This is a genomic window from Chitinimonas arctica, assembly GCF_007431345.1.
Taxonomy (GTDB): Bacteria; Pseudomonadota; Gammaproteobacteria; order Burkholderiales; family Chitinimonadaceae; genus Chitinimonas; species Chitinimonas arctica.
This window is the reverse complement of the sequence record NZ_CP041730.1, coordinates 2800883-2816655: the sequence shown is the minus strand read 5'-3', so window position 1 is coordinate 2816655 and position 15773 is coordinate 2800883. Positions and strand designations below refer to the sequence as shown.

The window sequence follows — 15773 nt, the reverse complement described above, 5'->3', positions numbered from 1 at the left end:
CGCTGAAATCTTATCAAGGGGCATCCCGCGTCGGCAGGACAAAAGGGGCGTTGCGCACTTCGATATGCGGGGTGCCATGCCAGTCGGCACAGCGCTGCACGGCGGCGCCGATATCGCCTATCAGGCGCTGGCTGGCACGTATGCCCGGTTCCAGGTAGAGCGCCTTCAACTCGAACACCCCCAGCTTGCGATGGGCCTTGGCATCGACGCGGCCAACCAATTTACCGCGAGAAAGTATGGGTAATACAAAGTAACCATACTTTCGCTTTTCGGCCGGGGTATAGCATTCGATGCGGTAGTCGAAATCGAACAGCTCGGCGGCCCGCTTGCGGTCCCATACCACCGGATCGAAAGGCGACAGCAGCGTGGTCACGGTCGATTGCAGCTCGCCGGCAACGGCCTTATCCAGCAGTGGCGCCAGATCGCGGTGGACAAAGGCATCATGGCTTGCCGATTCCAGCCGGACCGGGATCAGTTCGCCGCTATCCGCCAGGGCATGCAGCGGCTGCTCGTACTTGCCGCCCTTGAGGCGGTAGTAATCGGCGATCCAACCCGCCTTGACCACGCCCAGCGCCTGGCAACTGCGCCGTATCATTTCCAGCCGAGCGGCTTCTGGCGTGGGCAGATCACGCTCATCGCGCCAGCCATCGGCGAAACCCCGCGCGAGTACCCGTTCCGCCAGATCATAGACACGCTGAAAATTGCGTCGCTCGGCCACCATCAGGCGACCACTGGTAAACAGCACTTCGAGGTGGCGCTTTTCCGGCTTCCAATCCCACCAGCCGCTACCCTTGCCACCGCCCGCGCGCTCGAAATCGGCCGAGCGGACCGGTCCCTGCTCGCGAATCCGCTGCACCAGCGCTTCGATCTCGGCGCCATGCTTTTGCAACCATTGCAGCGAAAACTTCCAGCCCATGCCGGTCAAATCCAGCATGCGATGGCGTAACAAGCCGTAGTCCTCGGTCGGCACGAAGCAGGCCTCGTGCGCCCAATATTCGAACAGCTTGCCTTCGGCCAACAGCGCTTCCAGCCAAGCCGGATCGTATTGGCCCAAGCGGCTCCACAGCACCAGGTAGGGGCTGCGCGCCACCACGTGGATGGTATCGATCTGCAACAAAGCCATGCGGCGTATGCACGCCAGCACATCGGCCTTGCCGGCCTTGCGGCGGGAGGGCGCCAGCAAGCCCTGCGCGGCCAAGTGGAGGGAGCGGGCCGCGGCCAGCGAAAGGGCGGGATTGGTCATGGCGAGGTGTTCTCGATAGGCATTTCAGCTTGGCGTAGGGAATAAGGCATGGATGTTTTCCGGCGGGCGCCCCAGCACGGCTCGCTCGCCCCGCACCACGATGGGGCGCTCGATCAAGTGGGGATGGGCCACCATGGCCGCCACCAACCGGGAATGCGTCAAGCCGGGATCGTCCAGGCCCAGTGCGGCATATTCGGCTTCCTGGCGGCGCATCAATTGGCGTGGATCGTCGAAACCCAGCAGCTCCAGCAGGCGTCGCAGGGTCGAAGCATCGGGCGGCGTTTCGAGGTAATGGACAACGGTGGCTTGCACGCCCCGTTGTTCCAGCAGGGCAAGGGTCTCGCGCGATTTACTGCAGCGCGGGTTGTGGTAAAGCATGGTCATGTGGCGTCGACTTCTAAATGGCGGCGCGCAACATTAGCATAGGGAAGCGGACTCGACAGCCATCCGAAATCGGAAATGGTGGCTATGTCGATGAAAACAAAGATATTTCATCCAGCAAGGGGCAAATCTGCGACAATGGTCGATTGCGCCACACCTCGATTTCGCCATGTCCGCACTCGCTACCCTCACGCCGCTGAACCAGTACAAGCCTCATTGGGGCACGCGGGGCCAGATCGCCCCCTTCCTGCCGATGAACCGGCAAGAAATGCTGGAGCTGGAGTGGGACGAGTGCGACATCATCCTGGTGACGGGCGACGCCTACCTGGACCATCCCAGTTTCGGCATGGCCCTGGTCGGGCGACTGTTGGAAGCACAGGGTTTTCGGGTCGGCATCATCGCCCAGCCTCGGCCCGATTCGGCCGTGGACTTCGCCGCCCTGGGCCGCCCCCGCCTGTTCTTCGGGGTGACCGCCGGCAATATGGATTCCATGATCAACCATTACACGGCAGACAAGAAGCCGCGTTCGGATGATGCCTACACCGCAGGCGGCCTGGCCGGCAAGCGACCGGACCGGGCCGTCACCATCTACTCGCAGCGTTGCCGCGAAGCCTATCCCGGCGTGCAGATCATGATAGGCGGCATCGAAGCCAGCCTGCGCCGGATCGCCCAGTACGACTACTGGAGCGACAAGGTCAGGCAATCGGCCCTGGTCTACGCCAAGGCCGATATCCTGCTGTTCGGCAATGCCGAGCGGGCCTTGGTGGAAGTGGCCCAGCGCGCCTCGATGGGCGAGCGGCTGCGCGACATGCATGATATCCGCGGCACCGCCTTTCTGGCGCCGGCCGGCTGGCTACCCGACCCGGGCTGGCAGCTGGAGGATTCGTCCAGCGTCGATACACCCGGCCGGGTCGAGCCACATGGCGACCCCTACGCCATGGAAGCGGAGAAGAGCGGCGCCGCGTCCAGTGGATCGGCTTGCGCAACTGCGCCGGCCGATGCGCCCAAGCCCATCCGCCTGGTCAGCAAGGCCGAGCGCCTGGCTGCCCGGCTGGAGGCGCGCATGAAGACGGTGGTGCGCCTGCCTGCCTATGAGCAGGTCGCCAATGATCCGGTCCTGTATGCCCACGCCAGCCGCGTCCTGCACCTGGAGTCCAATCCCGGCAATGCGCGCGCCCTGGTGCAGCGCCACGGCGAACGCGAAGTCTGGATCAATCCGCCGCCCATTCCGCTGAGCACGGCGGAAATGGACCATATCTATGGCTTGCGCTATGCCCGCAACCCCCATCCCAGCTATGGCAGTGTGCATATTCCGGCCTGGGAGATGATCCGCTTTTCCATCAATATCATGCGCGGCTGCTTCGGCGGCTGTACCTTCTGCTCCATCACCGAGCACGAAGGCCGCATCATCCAGAGCCGTTCGGAAGCCTCCATCCTTAACGAGATCGAAGAGATCCGCGACAAGACCAAGGGTTTCAAGGGCCATATCACCGACCTGGGCGGCCCGACCGCCAATATGTACCGGCTGGCCTGCAAGGATCCCAAGATCGAATCGTCGTGCCGCCGGCTGAGCTGCGTCTACCCGGGCATCTGCGAAAACCTCAATACCGACCATACGCCGCTGGTTCAGCTCTACCGCAAGGCCCGCGCCATTCCCGGGGTCAAGAAGATCTCGATCGGCTCCGGCCTGCGCTACGATATTGCGGTGCGTTCGCCGGAATACATCAAGGAACTGGTCACCCACCATGTCAGCGGCTACCTGAAGATCGCGCCCGAGCACACCGAGGAAAACGTGCTCAGCAAGATGATGAAGCCGGGCGTGGATGCTTTCGAACGCTTCCGCGAACTATTCGACCGCTTTAGCAAACAGGCCGGCAAGCAACAGTATCTGATCCCCTATTTCATCGCGGCCCACCCCGGCACCGCCGACGAGGACATGCTGAACCTGGCGATCTGGCTGAAGAAAAACAACTTCCGCCCCGACCAGGTGCAGGCCTTTACCCCGACGCCCATGGCGATGGCCACCACCATGTGGCACACCCGCCGCAACCCGCTGCGTAAGGTAGGACGCAACTCGGAGATCGTCGACAATGTGCGCGATGCCTACCGGCGCAAGCTGCACAAAGCCTTCCTGCGCTATCACGACCCCAAGCACTGGCCGATCCTGCGCGAGGCCCTGGTCCAGATGGGGCGCCCCGACCTGATCGGCGGCGCAGCCCACTGCCTGGTGCCCCATCCCACCGCAGCCGAGCGGGCCCAGCAGGCGCCGCGCGGCAATGCCCGTGGCGGTGGCGGCCCCGGCACAGCGGCACCGCGTCCGCCGAAGCCGGCCAAGCAACCGATACTGCGTGGCAAAGCACGCGGGCGTTGATGGGCCTCGTCCGGGCAAGCCTTCGAGTAGCTTGTCCGGCAAAAAATCCCTGGGTTTCACCACCCGCCACCTCAGGCAGCGGCTAAACTCGCGCCTGACTTTTTCAGGCATATCCACACCATGGCACTCAAAGCCACCATTCATAAGGCCGACCTGTCGATCAGCGACATGGACCGCGGCTACTACGCAAACCATAGCCTCACCCTGGCCCAGCATCCCTCGGAAACGATAGAGCGGCTGATGCTGCGCCTGGCCGTCTTCGTGCTGCACGCCAGCGAGCGGCTGGCCTTTACCCGCGATATCGCCGGGGACGACGAGCCGGCCTTGTGGCAAAAGAATTATTCCGACGAAATCGAGCTATGGATAGATCTGGGCGAGCCCGATGAGCGGCGTATGCGCCAGGCCTGCGGCCGGGCCGACCAGGTCTGGGTCTATACCTACAACGGCCGCGCCGGCAATGTCTGGTGGAAAGGGATCGAATCCAAGCTGGGCCGCCTGGATAACCTCAATGTGATCGGCATCGATGCCGACACGCTGGCCAAGCTGGCAGCCCTCAATAGTCGAGGCATGCAGCTGCAGGCCACCGTGCAGGACGGACAGCTATGGCTGTCGAACGGCACGGATACCGTATTGGTTGAAGGCGAAAAGCTGAAAGTGGTCGGAGAATAGAATCGGAACGGCCGTGCCCCGGTGAACGGATCACCGAGGCACGGTGCCCTATCCTTCGCGCATGGTCCACATCTTTTCGATACCCGTCGCACCGACCTCATAGATCACCACCAGCGCGCAATCGCCTACCAGCGGATGGCCCGTGACGATCTCGTGGTCGATAACCCGATTGCCCACCACGATGCGCTGGTCCACCCGTGCATGCACGGTCGAACCGGGGAACAGGATGCGTTCGTAGCGTTCGCGGATTGCAGCCTTGCCGCGCATACGCAGCTCGCTCGGGAAGTCATAGACCTCGATATCCTCGCCATACAGCGCGAGAAAACCCGTCAAATCGTGCGCGTTATAGCGTTCCAGCTGCGCCTGGGCATATTGCTCGGGGGTCATCGGCTAATCAATCCACGTTTGGCCAGCATCGGCTCCACCTTGGGATCGCGGCCGCGGAATGCACGGTAGGCCGCTGCCGGGTCCTCGGTGTTGCCGGCGCTGTAGACATGGCGCAGCAGGCGCTGGGCCGTGGCCGGGTCGAAAGGGTCGCCGGCTTCGATAAAGGCGTCGTAGCCATCCGCATCCAGCACCTCGGCCCACATATAGACGTAATAACCGGCGGCATAATGTGCGCTGGCGAACAGATGGCCGAAGTGGGAAAGATAGTGGCGCTGGCCGATATCGGCCGGCACGCCCAGTTTTTCGCACTGCTCCGCCTCGAAGGCGGCGATATCGACCGGCGTACCGTTGGGCAAGGAATGCAAAGCCATATCGATCAAGGCCGGACCGGTGTACTGGACAGTCGCCCAGGCCTGGTTGAATTGGCTGGCCTGCTTCAACTTGGCCAAGGTGGCTGTCGATATCGGCTCGCCGGCGCGGAAGTGGCGGGCATGGCGCTGCAATACCTGCTCTTCTTCCGCCCAGTTTTCGAAAATCTGCGAAGGCAGTTCGACATAGTCGCGCAGCACTTCGGTACCGGCCAGGTGCTCGTAGCGGACTTGCGACAGCAAGCCATGCAGGCCATGGCCGAATTCGTGGAACAAGGTGCGCACATCGTCAAAGCTCAATAGCGGGGTATCGGCCTTGGCGAAATTATTGTTGTTGATCACGATGGGCAAGGTGCCGCCATCGATGCCGGACTGGCTACGGAATACATGCATCCATGCGCCGCTGCGTTTGCTGGCGCGGGCGAAGTTATCGCCGATAAACAGGCCGACCAACTGTTCGTCGCGGTCGCGCACTTCCCATAGCCGGGCGTCCGGATGGTGAAGGGCGATGCCTTGCTGTTCAACGAAGTGGACACCGAAGAGCCGCTGGGCACAATCGAACATTGCGGCGATCATATTCTCCAGCGCGAAGTAGGGCTTGAGCTCGGCATCGTCCAGGTCATAGCGTTGAATACGCACCTGCTCGGCCAGGTAGCGCCAGTCCCAAGCTGCGATAGGGGTTGGCTGTCCCAGCGACCGGGCCATTTCGGTCAGCGCGGTACGATCCACCTCGGCACGCGCCTTGGCCGGCTCCCAGGCCTGGCTCAGCAAGGCTTGCACCGCCGCCGGCGTCCCGGCCATGCGGTCCACCAGTTCATAGTCGGCATAGCTGGCATAGCCATGCAGCTGCGCCTGCTCCTGCCGTAGCGCAACGATACGCGCCACCAGCGGGCGATTGTCGTGCTCGCCGGCTTGCGCGCCGCGCGCTTGCCGCGCCCGCCAGACCAGCTCGCGCAGATCGCGCCGGCTGGAGAACGTCAGGAAAGGTTCGGCCAGGGAAGGCGACAGGGTGATGACATGGCTGCCGGCCGGCAAGCCACGCTCGGCGGCCGCGCCTTGCGCCGCCGCCAGCACGAAATCGGGCAAGCCGGCCAGGTCGGCTTCGCCGTGCAAGGGCAGCACGAAGGCCGCCTCGTCGGCCAATACATTCTGGTGGAAGCTGGTGGAGAGACCGGCCAGCTGTTCCATCAATTCGCCATAGCGCGCCTTCGCTTCGGCCGGCAATTTGGCGCCGGCCCGGACGAAGTCCAGGTGCACTCGCTCCAATAGGCGCAACTGATCTTTCTCTAAACCCAGACCAGCCCGATCGCGATATAGCGCATCGATTCGTCCGAACATGCCGGCATGCATACGAATGGCATTGCCATGGGCAGCAAGACGGGGCGCCATGAGTAGTTCGACGGCTTGCAAGGCCGGCGAGGTCTCGCTCAAGCAGAGATTGTCGAACAACAGGTCGATCCGCTTGCGCAGCCTGCCTGACTTATCGAAGGCCACCAGCGTGTTGTCGAACGAAGGGGGTTCGGCCTGGTCGGCGATGGTATCGATTTCGGCCAGGTGGGCCGCCAGGGCGATCTCGAAAGCGGGCTCGAAATGCTCGGCGCGCACTTGCGCGAACGGAGGCAGGCCGTAGGGCGTCTGCCAGTCTTGCAACAGCGGATTGCCGGAAAGGGAAGCTGGGAAGGCGGGCATGACGATTTCCGTTCGGGACGAGAGGTCGTCATTCTAATGCGCCGGCCCCTGCCCTGCCGAGCGGATGCGACAAGTTGTTCAAGCTCGGGGCAAAAGACTCACGCCGCGCAAAAAAAACGCTCCTCCATCTCTTCCAAGCCCAGCTCCGCCAGCAAGGACCGCAAACGCTCGGCCGGCTTGCGGCGCGGCAGGTCCTTGTACTGGGCGATGATCAACTCGTTCTTCATCGAGTGCTCCCACCCCACCAGCTCCGTCACGGTCAGCTGGTAGCCATGCGCCTCCAGTTGCAGGCAGCGCAGCACATTGGTCAGCTGACTGCCGAATTCGCGGGTATGGATGGGGTGGCGCCAGATCTCGGTCAAGGGATTGCTCAGCATGCGCCCCTTGTTCTTGCGCAATACGGCAGCCACCTCCGCCTGGCAACAGGGCACCAGCACGATGGCGCGCGCCTGCCGGCCCAGGGCGAAACGGATGGCATCGTCGGTGGCGGTATTGCAGGCGTGCAGCGCAGTTACGATATCGATCCGCTCTGGCAATTCGTCCGAAGTTATCGAATCCGCAACGGACAAATTAAGAAACGACATGCCGGGGAACCCTGCCTGTTCGGCCAGGTCACGCGAACGACGGACCAGCTCGTCTCGGGTCTCGATGCCGTAGATATGGCCGGCCGGTGCCCGATTCTTGAAAAACAAATCATAGAGGATAAAGCCCAGGTAGGACTTGCCCGCGCCGTGATCGACCAATCGGATATCGGCATGCTGGCCCAAGGCGGTCTCCAGCAAAGGCTCGATAAAATTGAACAGATGGTAGACCTGCTTGAGCTTGCGGCGGCTGTCCTGGTTGAGCTGGCCGTCGCGGGTCAGGATATGCAACGCTTTCAGCAGCTCGACGGACTGGCCGGGGCGGATGTCGTACTTCTCGGTCATGGCGGGATCTTTGCAGCAATAAGACCTGGAATGCTACGCGGCTGGAGGGAAATGGTTAAGCTCCGCCCCCTAAACTTCGAGATTTTCTGAACATACGTACCATGGCAGCGCCTTCTTAGGAGAAATGAGATGGAAGACCGTATCACCGAACTGGAAATCAAGTTCGCGCTGCAGGACGACCTGCTCGACGAGCTGAATCGGGTAGTTGCGCTTCAGCAGCAGCAAATGGCGTGGCTGGTGCAGGAGGTGCGCCGCCTGCAAGAGCAGAACCGGTCGCAGGATGGCGGTAAACAAGGGGCGGAGCAGGAGATTCCTCCGCATTATTGAGCAGCGTCCTCACGGGTCGTCAGGCCGAAGGCGACTAGAACGCGCTGTATCGTCCTCTAGGGTAAAATGTCGCCTTCACCTATAAACCTAGTGGCCCCGAAGGGGTGATCGCTATTCCCCGCTTTCTGGAGCCTTGATGTCCGCTACCCTTATTCCTTTGCTGCAACAGGCCTTCGAGGCGCGTAGCGCTTTGCTGGCGCAACTGCAGGCCGAACAAACCAATGCCTATCGCCTGTTCCATGGTAGCGTCGAAGGCGCCTCGGGCCTGACCATCGATCGCTACGGCGACCTGCTGCTGGTGCAAAGCTTTCATACCGCGCTGTCGCCGGCCGAACTCGATGCCATCGAATCCTTTTACGCCGGCGTGCAGCCCGGCCTGACCGTGGTCTACAACGATCGCAGCGCCGGCAATTCGCGCATCTGCAATCCGCTGGACGAGGCCAAGCTGGAAGCCGCCATGCTGCCGCGCGAAATGCAGGAACTGGGGGTGAACTATCGCATCCAGGCCCGCCACGCCGGCCAGGACCCTTGGCTGTTTCTCGATCTGCGGGCCGGTCGCCGCCGGGTGATGCAGGAAGCCGCCGGCAAGTCGGTGCTCAATCTGTTCGCCTATACCTGCGGTGTCGGCATTGCGGCCGCCAAGGCCGGCGCCCGTCACGTCATCAATGTGGACTTCGCCGAAACGGCGCTGGCGGTGGGCAAGGAAAGCGCCCGCCTCAACACGCTCGCCACCCGTCCGCGCTTTGTCCATAGCGACGTCTTCCCGGCCGTGCGACAGTTGTCCGGCATCGGCCAGGCGCAGATGGTCCGTGGCAAACGTATGCCTCCCTTCCCCAAGCTGGAAGCGCAGCAGTTCGACCTGGTCTTCCTCGACCCGCCCCGCTATGCCAAGAGCCTGTTCGGCGTGGTGGACCTGGTCAACGACTATTCCGCCCTGTTCAAGCCGGCGCTGCTGGCCACCGCGCCGGGTGGCGCCCTGATCTGCTGCAACAATGTGGCGGAAGTGGATGGCGAAGCCTGGCTGGACCAGTTGCAACGAAGTGCCGCCAAGGCGGGCCGCCCGGTCCAGTCGGTGGAATGGATCGTCCCGGACGCCGACTTCCCCAGCCATGACGGTAAGCATCCCTTGAAGATGGTATTGCTGCGGGTGTAATGGGCCCCTTTCTTCCCTCGCGCTTGACCCTGACGTAAGGTAAGGGCTCAAGGTGTGGTCAGGAAGGAGGAAAGCGGATGCGACTGAAAATAGGCGAACTGGCGCGGCGTACCGGTATCACGGTACGCGCTCTGCATCACTACGACGCGGTCGGCCTGCTCACTCCCTCTGTCCGTTCCGATGCCGGCTACCGGCTCTACAGCCATGCTGACGTGGCGCGCCTGCATCAGATCCAGGCTTTGCGCCAGCTGGGTTTGAGCCTGGCCGAAATCGGAAACTTCATCGAGAGCGAGGGCGCCGCCTTACCGCTGCTGATCGAGCGGCAAATGCAGGCCTTGGACCGGCAGATGGCGGAAAACGCCATCCTGCGCGAACGGCTGGCACGCCTGCGGGATGCATTGCAGCACCAGGCTGCAACCGGTCAAAGCGGACCCGATCTCTCCGAGTGGTTAACGACCTTGGAGCAGATGACCATGCACGACAAATACTTCACCCCGCAAGAGCAGCGCGAACTTCGCGATCGCTATGACGAGGACGCCCGCCAGGCCGAGCAGGAGTGGCCGGCGCTGGTGGCGCGGGCAAGGCAGCTGATGAACGTCGGCGTAACGCCGGACGACCCGGCGGTACAGGTGCTGGCCAAACGCTGGATGGAAATGCTGCAGCAATTCATAGGCGGCAATCCCGCCTTGGCCCCAAACTCGATGCCATGTATCGGCAGGAGCCTTCGGTACACCAGCAGACCGGCATCGATCCGGACATGATGGCCTATATCGGCCGGGCGGCCAGTCAATTCCGCCTATCCATCTATGCCCGCTATCTGGACGAAACCGAGATGGCCAGGATGCGCCAGCATTACGGCCAGAACGCCGTCGAATGGCCGCCGCTGATCAGCCAGGTTCGCGGTCTGATGGCCAGCGGGGCAGCGGCGGACAGTCCTTCGGCCCGCGAATTGGCCGATCGCTGGAACCAGCTCAGCCGGCCTTTTGCCGGCGACGATGCCGCGACAAGGCAAAAGCTACGACTAGCCATGCAGGAAGCGCCTGAACTGCTGCACGGCACCGGAATCGACCAAGCCATGCTGGACTATGTCCGCGCGGGAATCTCGTCGCCAACCTGAAACGCATCGCCCGTTTCGAAAAACGCGCCGCCGGCGATGTAATGGATCGAGCGTTCGCGGCCGGGGTGCTGCTGCCAATGGCCTGCGTCGAAGTCGAGCGGGTCGGCCCAGGCGGCCACCACCTCGGCGATAAATAGATCGTAGCGCTGCTGGTTGTCCGGCTCGACGATGACTTTGCATTCCAGCCAAGCCAGGCAGCCTTCCAACAGCGGCGCGGCAATCCGCTCCGCCGCGAAGGTTGCCAGGCCCAGCTGGGCGAACTTGTCGCCGTCTCGGCCGGAACGGCTGCCTACCTCCACCGTGGCAGCCGCCAGCCCGCGCCCCGGAATATTCAGCGCGAACTCGCCCGACGCATCCACCAATTCGCGGGTCAAGGTGTGCTTATCGATGACCACCGTGATCTTGGGCGGGTCAAAATCCAGGGGCATGGACCAGGCAGCCGCCATCACATTGCGGCGCTCGCCATGAGCACTGGAAACCAACACGGTGGGACCGTGGTTCAGAAGGCGATAGGCTTTCTTCAGATCGACTGCTTGGCGCATGTATGCTCGTTCAGCTTAAGTATTGTCGTTGCCCAACCAGGCCAGCACACCCTGGCCGGCCTTGCGCCCGCTGGCGAAACAGGCGGTCAGCAGATAGCCGCCCGTGGGCGCTTCCCAGTCCAGCATTTCTCCGGCGCAGAATACGCCGGGCAGGGCGGACAGCATCAACCCGTCGGTCAACGCTTCGAAACGTACCCCGCCGGCGGTACTGATCGCTTCGGCCACCGGACGCGCCGCCTGCAGTTGAATGGGCAGGGCCTTGATGGCCGCCGCCAGTCTGGCCGGGTCGGCGAAATCGTCCTTGCTTACGCATTCCCACAACAACGCGGCCTTGACGCCGCCCAGGCCCACCCGGCTCTGCAGATGGCTGGACATCGAGCGCGAGCCGCGCGGATGGTCCAGTTCCCCGATCAGGCGGGCCGTGTCCTTGCCCGGTGTCAGATCGACGTGGATGGTGGCCGATCCTGCCTGAGCGATGGCTTGGCGCAAGCGGGCGGAAAAAGCATAGATCAGGCTGCCCTCCACCCCGGCCTCGCTCACCACGAACTCGCCTTGTTTGCGATGCAATTCGCCCGCCGCATCAGTAAAGGACAGCACCACGTTCTTCAATGGCGAGCCGGCGAATTTCTCGCAGAGATGCGCGCTCCAATTCACTTCAAAGCCGCAATTGGCCGCCTGCAAGGGTGCAATGGATACACCCCGCTCCGCCAGCAGGGGCAGCCAGCTGCCGTCCGACCCTAGCCGGGGCCAGCTGGCGCCGCCCAGCGCCAATACCACGGCGTCGGCTTTCACCGCCTGCTCCCCCGCTTCGCTGGCAAAACGCAAGGCACCATCCGCATCCCAGCCCAGCCAGCGGTGGCGTACATGCAATTGCACACCCGCCCCGCGCAAGCGCTGTAGCCAGGCGCGCAATAAGGGGGCCGCCTTCATATCGGTGGGAAAGACCCGGCCGGAACTCCCTACAAAGGTGGCGATGCCCAGGCCGTGGATCCACTCGCGCAATTCGGTGGGGGAAAATGCCGCCAGCAAGGGGGCGATGGCATCCCGCCGTTCGCCGTAGCGGCTCAAAAAGGGTTCCAGCGCTTCGGAATGGGTGATGTTCATTCCGCCCACACCGGCCAATAGAAACTTGCGCCCGACCGAGGGCATGGCGTCATATACCGCGACCCTTGCGCCAGCCTGGGCGAGCACTTCCGCCGCCATCAAACCGGCGGGACCGGCGCCGATAATGGCGACGAAAGCAGGTGGTTGCGTACCAGTATTCATGGGATGCCTGTTTTGCGAAGGGCGCGATTTTAGGCTAGATGCAACTAAGGGCCTAACATTGTCTGAGGCTCCGCCAAACGATCGAGCGCCAAGGCATCGATGCGGGCCATCAGCGTCTTCAGCATGGCTTGGTCCGGCCAGTCGGCATGCAAAAGCATGCCGCGCGCCAATTCCTGTCCGCCCGCCTCGGGTGGCGCGTATTCAGCCACCATCAGCGGCCAATTGCTTTCCGCGAAATGGCGGGCGGCCTGATCCAACCATGCCGCCAGCGGCAGCGCGTGCTCACCGCCCTGTGCGGCGGCCAGCCAATGCGGCTTCGGTAGACTGCGCCAGCGGCTATCCGCCCTGGTCTGCGGCACCGCCTCGCCGAAGCAGCGCCACCAGCCGCGCAGATGGTCAGGCGCCAGCCCCTCCCAAGGCGGATGCAAGTCATCGCGATAAAGCATACGGCCGCGCAACCAGCTCATGGGCTGCACGACCAGCCCCACCGGCAAGGCAGCCCGGCCGGCGGGAGAATTGGATAGTTTCAGCTGGTGATCGAACAAGCGCGCCAACTTCAAATCCAGCCCATCGCGCAGCCCCGGCCCCACGTAAACCATCCGCTCGCCCACGGGTAGTGCGATATAGAACTTCACCGCCAGCTCGATATGCAACGCCGGCATGCCTGCGGCTTGCGCCAGCAGAAAATCATACTCGCCCAGGCTGATGCCGTGATCCCGCACCGGCAACTGGCTGGCGATCAGGCGATGTCCGGGCAGCCTTTCGAACGCGGTCCGCATCAGCGCTTCGGCATGCCGCCCCAGCCGAAACGGGTGATTCGATGCCAAGGCCGCCGGCAAATCCGCGGACAGTTGCCGCCACCAGTCCTGCCCGACGGCGGCGTCACCATCCAGCACACCGGGCGGTAGCGCCGCCGGCGCCAGTAGCGAGGGCGAGGTCAGTAGCCAATGCAGATCGGCCTGGGTATCGGGCGGGGCAGTCATATCAGCCAGTGTAACGGTCGCTGCCCGGATCGGGTATTCGGCGAGAAGGCAGCGCAAGACCTATTATTTTGTTTAGGGCGGCTGGTGTACGACAAATACACCAGCGCTTCCAAATCGGTTCGATTCCCGTGCAAATGAACTGGCGCTTGTTATGAAATTGCAACTACCTATACGATAGGCTGATGAGGGGCAGAGCCAAGTTCACCCCCCAGTATTTGCCAGCCAACCACAATCCGCTATTCAATGCTTCCCTGGAGTAGAAGCAAGCTTGGTCGGGCAAGTGCCATCCAAGGAGAGATGTATGCATAACAAGGATAGGGACCGCTCCCCGCGTGGCGCACGGGAACAGATCATTCATCTGGCCGCTCGGCTGATGGCGGAAGAGCATATCGACGACTTCGCCACCGCCAAACGCAAGGCCGCCAAGCGCTTGGGCTTGCCGGAAGGCAAGAACCTGCCGGGCAACGATGAGATCGAGAGTGCCTTGCGCGAGTATCGCCAGCTTTTCAACCCCCAGCATGCGGACGTGTTGTCCGAGTTGCGGCGTAAAGCCACGGTGGTCATGCGTCTGTTTATCGAATTCAAGCCCTACCTGATCGGTTCGGTATTGAGCGGACTGGCCGGTCCGCATTCGGATATCAACCTGGTGGTGTATACCGACGATGCCAAGGCCCTGGAAATCCGCTGCCTGAATCTGGGCATCGACTACCGGGTTGAATCGGCGTCGATAGACAACCCTACCCTGGCCTTCTACGAGGAAGGCAGCCTGATACGCCTCAGCGTACGTTCCGAAAACGATGAACGCCAAGGCGCGCGCGGAGCCGATGAGCCATTGGATCGAGCCCGTCTGGCACAGGTGGAGCGTTTGCTGCTGGAACATAGCCATGCCTGAAACGTCTTCACGCCGGGCTCCAGTGGCGTAATATTGCGGGTCTTACTTTTTTGCCCGGAAACACCGCAGATGAACTCAGCGCCACCCGCTCTTCGACCCAAGCCCTGCAAACGCTGTGGCGCGCCCGGCAAATTGATGAAGGCCGGCTCGAATCGCTTTTGGGTGGAATGCTCGCACATGGGCGAGAACGGCAATTGCACGGAGATCAGCCGCCAGGCCGATAGTCGCAAGGGTGCCATCGATTTATGGAATGCCAGTTGCGCCCGCTGACGAAAAGACGCGCAGGCCGGAAATACACCGGGTAACAATCTGTTACCGCATGAAACCTCTTCCCACTTCAGCGGTCCGTTACCGGTCAACCAGGCCGGGCGAAATCGCGTATCGCTCGTTCGCCCATTCAACCCATACGGAAAAGTCAGTGAAACGGGAAACAGCTGCGGTCATGGCAAATATGCAGGTCCTGGCTGGCGCCAAGGCCGCGTCACGCCTACCCGCCTGGCGAGCACCGCAGTGGCGGGACAGCGGGCCGACACTGTCCATCCAACGCCGAACCGCTTGGGCATTGGGCGTAACGCTCTTGCTGCACAGCTTGTTGTTTCTGTTGCTGGTCAAACACAAGATGCCGACCGGCGAACAAGCCGCCCAGACCGAACCGCATCCCATCTACCTGCAATTGAATCCACTGCCCCAGGAAGGGGAAAAAGCGGCGGAACCAGCAGAGACACCGGCGCCAACAACTCCGGTGAGCAAGCAGGCCGCACGAACACCTACGCCTCGTCCCGCCATCACCAAACCGCTCAAACCAACTGACACCATCGTCCCCATCGAGGACATCAGCGCGCTATTGCAGCCGGAACAAGCCAAGCCACCGGTCGAAACGGCAAGCGGCGATATGATGGCCCAGGTCAACGCCAATCGGGAGCGTCGTCGCGCCACGGAGCGCATTGGCGCCGACCCGGCCGACGAAGCCCGGCCCAGCGCGGACGAGATCCGCATGGCCAATATACGTCGCAATCTACAGCCACCGGGCACGAATGGCGTATTCCAGATCTTGAGCAAGGGATATCGAACCGCCCAGTTCTCCTTCCGTGGCTGGAGCGGCAACTACAGCAATACCCAGCGCGAATTGATCGACGTGGATGCCGGCCCGGGTGGCGATGTGGAACGCGCTATCGTGCAAAGAATGATCGCGCTGATCCGCAAATACTATAAGGGCGATTTCAATTGGGAATCGCAAAGGCTGGGCCGGACCGTGGTCCTATCCGCACGCCTGGAAGACAACGAAGGATTGGAAGCGTTTTTGCTGCGGGAATTCTTTGGTGCGGGCCGCGGCGCCCCGCCCTGAAAGACCGCATTAGCCCGTAGGTTTGCGCCGGAGATCGGTATGCCGCGGATATAATCGCGGCTTATACGTTCAGGATGCACGCTTGCCATGGCCCTTCCCCTCGCCCTTCCTTCT

The 15773-nt window shown here is 62.4% G+C and carries 17 protein-coding genes; 9 read left to right on the top strand and 8 right to left on the bottom strand.

The genetic code is table 11. From position 1 onward, the window contains the following. Positions 1 to 13: 13 nt before the first annotated feature. Together FNU76_RS12725 and arsC are read right to left on the bottom strand one after the other, a co-directional pair. Entirely contained in the window at positions 14 to 1243 is a 1230-nt protein-coding gene (locus tag FNU76_RS12725; protein WP_144278552.1) for a winged helix-turn-helix domain-containing protein, read from the bottom strand. A gap of 24 nt (positions 1244 to 1267) precedes the next feature. After that, entirely contained in the window at positions 1268 to 1627 is a 360-nt protein-coding gene (arsC, locus tag FNU76_RS12720) for an arsenate reductase (glutaredoxin) (protein WP_144278551.1), read from the bottom strand. Positions 1628 to 1793: 166 nt separating this feature from the next. On the opposite strand from arsC, the gene FNU76_RS12715 reads away from it, so the two are divergent. Beyond that, entirely contained in the window at positions 1794 to 3995 is a 2202-nt protein-coding gene (locus FNU76_RS12715; RefSeq protein ID WP_144278550.1) for a YgiQ family radical SAM protein, read from the top strand. Positions 3996 to 4115: 120 nt separating this feature from the next. Continuing rightward, positions 4116 to 4664 (top strand): YaeQ family protein, encoded by a 549-nt coding sequence (locus tag FNU76_RS12710; protein WP_144278549.1) that lies wholly within the window; start codon positions 4116 to 4118, stop codon positions 4662 to 4664. A 48-nt stretch (positions 4665 to 4712) separates the two neighbouring features. On the opposite strand, the gene FNU76_RS12705 is transcribed toward FNU76_RS12710, so the two are convergent. The 3 genes from FNU76_RS12705 to FNU76_RS12695 all read right to left on the bottom strand — a co-directional run bounded on the left by FNU76_RS12705 (position 4713) and on the right by FNU76_RS12695 (position 8034). Then, a complete protein-coding gene (locus FNU76_RS12705; protein WP_144278548.1) occupies positions 4713 to 5051 on the bottom strand; it encodes a nuclear transport factor 2 family protein in 339 nt (112 codons plus the stop codon). Continuing rightward, complete coding sequence (locus FNU76_RS12700) at positions 5048 to 7108, bottom strand: M3 family metallopeptidase (RefSeq protein WP_144278547.1); 2061 nt, start codon at positions 7106 to 7108, stop codon at positions 5048 to 5050. Before FNU76_RS12700 ends, FNU76_RS12705 begins: the two co-directional genes overlap by 4 nt. Positions 7109 to 7206: 98 nt before the next feature. Further along, the gene (locus FNU76_RS12695; protein ID WP_144278546.1) at positions 7207 to 8034 is read right to left on the bottom strand and encodes a class I SAM-dependent methyltransferase; all 828 of its coding nucleotides are present in this window, start codon (positions 8032 to 8034) and stop codon (positions 7207 to 7209) included. Between the two features lie 129 nt (positions 8035 to 8163). On the opposite strand from FNU76_RS12695, the gene FNU76_RS12690 reads away from it, so the two are divergent. The 4 genes from FNU76_RS12690 (at position 8164) to FNU76_RS12675 (ending at position 10631) form a co-directional block, all read left to right on the top strand. Beyond that, entirely contained in the window at positions 8164 to 8361 is a 198-nt protein-coding gene (locus FNU76_RS12690) for a SlyX family protein (RefSeq protein WP_144278545.1), read from the top strand. Positions 8362 to 8497: 136 nt separating this feature from the next. Next, complete coding sequence (locus FNU76_RS12685; RefSeq protein WP_144278544.1) at positions 8498 to 9514, top strand: class I SAM-dependent rRNA methyltransferase; 1017 nt, start codon at positions 8498 to 8500, stop codon at positions 9512 to 9514. A gap of 77 nt (positions 9515 to 9591) precedes the next feature. Beyond that, on the top strand, positions 9592 to 10275 hold the full coding sequence (locus FNU76_RS12680) for a MerR family transcriptional regulator (protein ID WP_144278543.1): 684 nt from the start codon (positions 9592 to 9594) through the stop codon (positions 10273 to 10275). Beyond that, positions 10272 to 10631: a hypothetical protein gene (locus tag FNU76_RS12675; protein WP_179958099.1), complete on the top strand. Its 360-nt coding sequence runs from the start codon at positions 10272 to 10274 to the stop codon at positions 10629 to 10631. The genes FNU76_RS12680 and FNU76_RS12675 overlap by 4 nt, the downstream gene beginning before the upstream one ends. On the opposite strand, the gene FNU76_RS12670 is transcribed toward FNU76_RS12675, so the two are convergent. Genes FNU76_RS12670 through FNU76_RS12660 form a run of 3 tightly spaced genes read right to left on the bottom strand, consistent with a single transcriptional unit; the run spans position 10598 to position 13422 of the window. Next, positions 10598 to 11173, bottom strand: coding sequence for a flavin reductase family protein (locus tag FNU76_RS12670; RefSeq protein ID WP_144278541.1), 576 nt, complete (start codon positions 11171 to 11173; stop codon positions 10598 to 10600). The two genes, FNU76_RS12675 and FNU76_RS12670, sit on opposite strands and share 34 nt — an antisense overlap. 15 nt (positions 11174 to 11188) lie before the next feature. Continuing rightward, positions 11189 to 12439, bottom strand: coding sequence for a TIGR03862 family flavoprotein (locus tag FNU76_RS12665; RefSeq protein WP_144278540.1), 1251 nt, complete (start codon positions 12437 to 12439; stop codon positions 11189 to 11191). Positions 12440 to 12483: 44 nt separating this feature from the next. After that, positions 12484 to 13422: a DUF1853 family protein gene (locus FNU76_RS12660; RefSeq protein WP_144278539.1), complete on the bottom strand. Its 939-nt coding sequence runs from the start codon at positions 13420 to 13422 to the stop codon at positions 12484 to 12486. A gap of 301 nt (positions 13423 to 13723) precedes the next feature. Here FNU76_RS12660 and FNU76_RS12655 point away from each other — a divergent pair, with 301 nt between their 5' ends. The 3 genes from FNU76_RS12655 (at position 13724) to FNU76_RS12645 (ending at position 15659) form a co-directional block, all read left to right on the top strand. After that, positions 13724 to 14314, top strand: a complete 591-nt coding sequence (locus FNU76_RS12655; RefSeq protein ID WP_144278538.1) for a nucleotidyltransferase domain-containing protein — start codon at positions 13724 to 13726, stop codon at positions 14312 to 14314. 69 nt (positions 14315 to 14383) lie between these two features. Continuing rightward, positions 14384 to 14584: a Lar family restriction alleviation protein gene (locus FNU76_RS12650; protein WP_144278537.1), complete on the top strand. Its 201-nt coding sequence runs from the start codon at positions 14384 to 14386 to the stop codon at positions 14582 to 14584. A gap of 148 nt (positions 14585 to 14732) precedes the next feature. Further along, a complete protein-coding gene (locus FNU76_RS12645; protein WP_223879002.1) occupies positions 14733 to 15659 on the top strand; it encodes a hypothetical protein in 927 nt (308 codons plus the stop codon). The last annotated feature ends 114 nt before the right edge of the window (positions 15660 to 15773 follow it).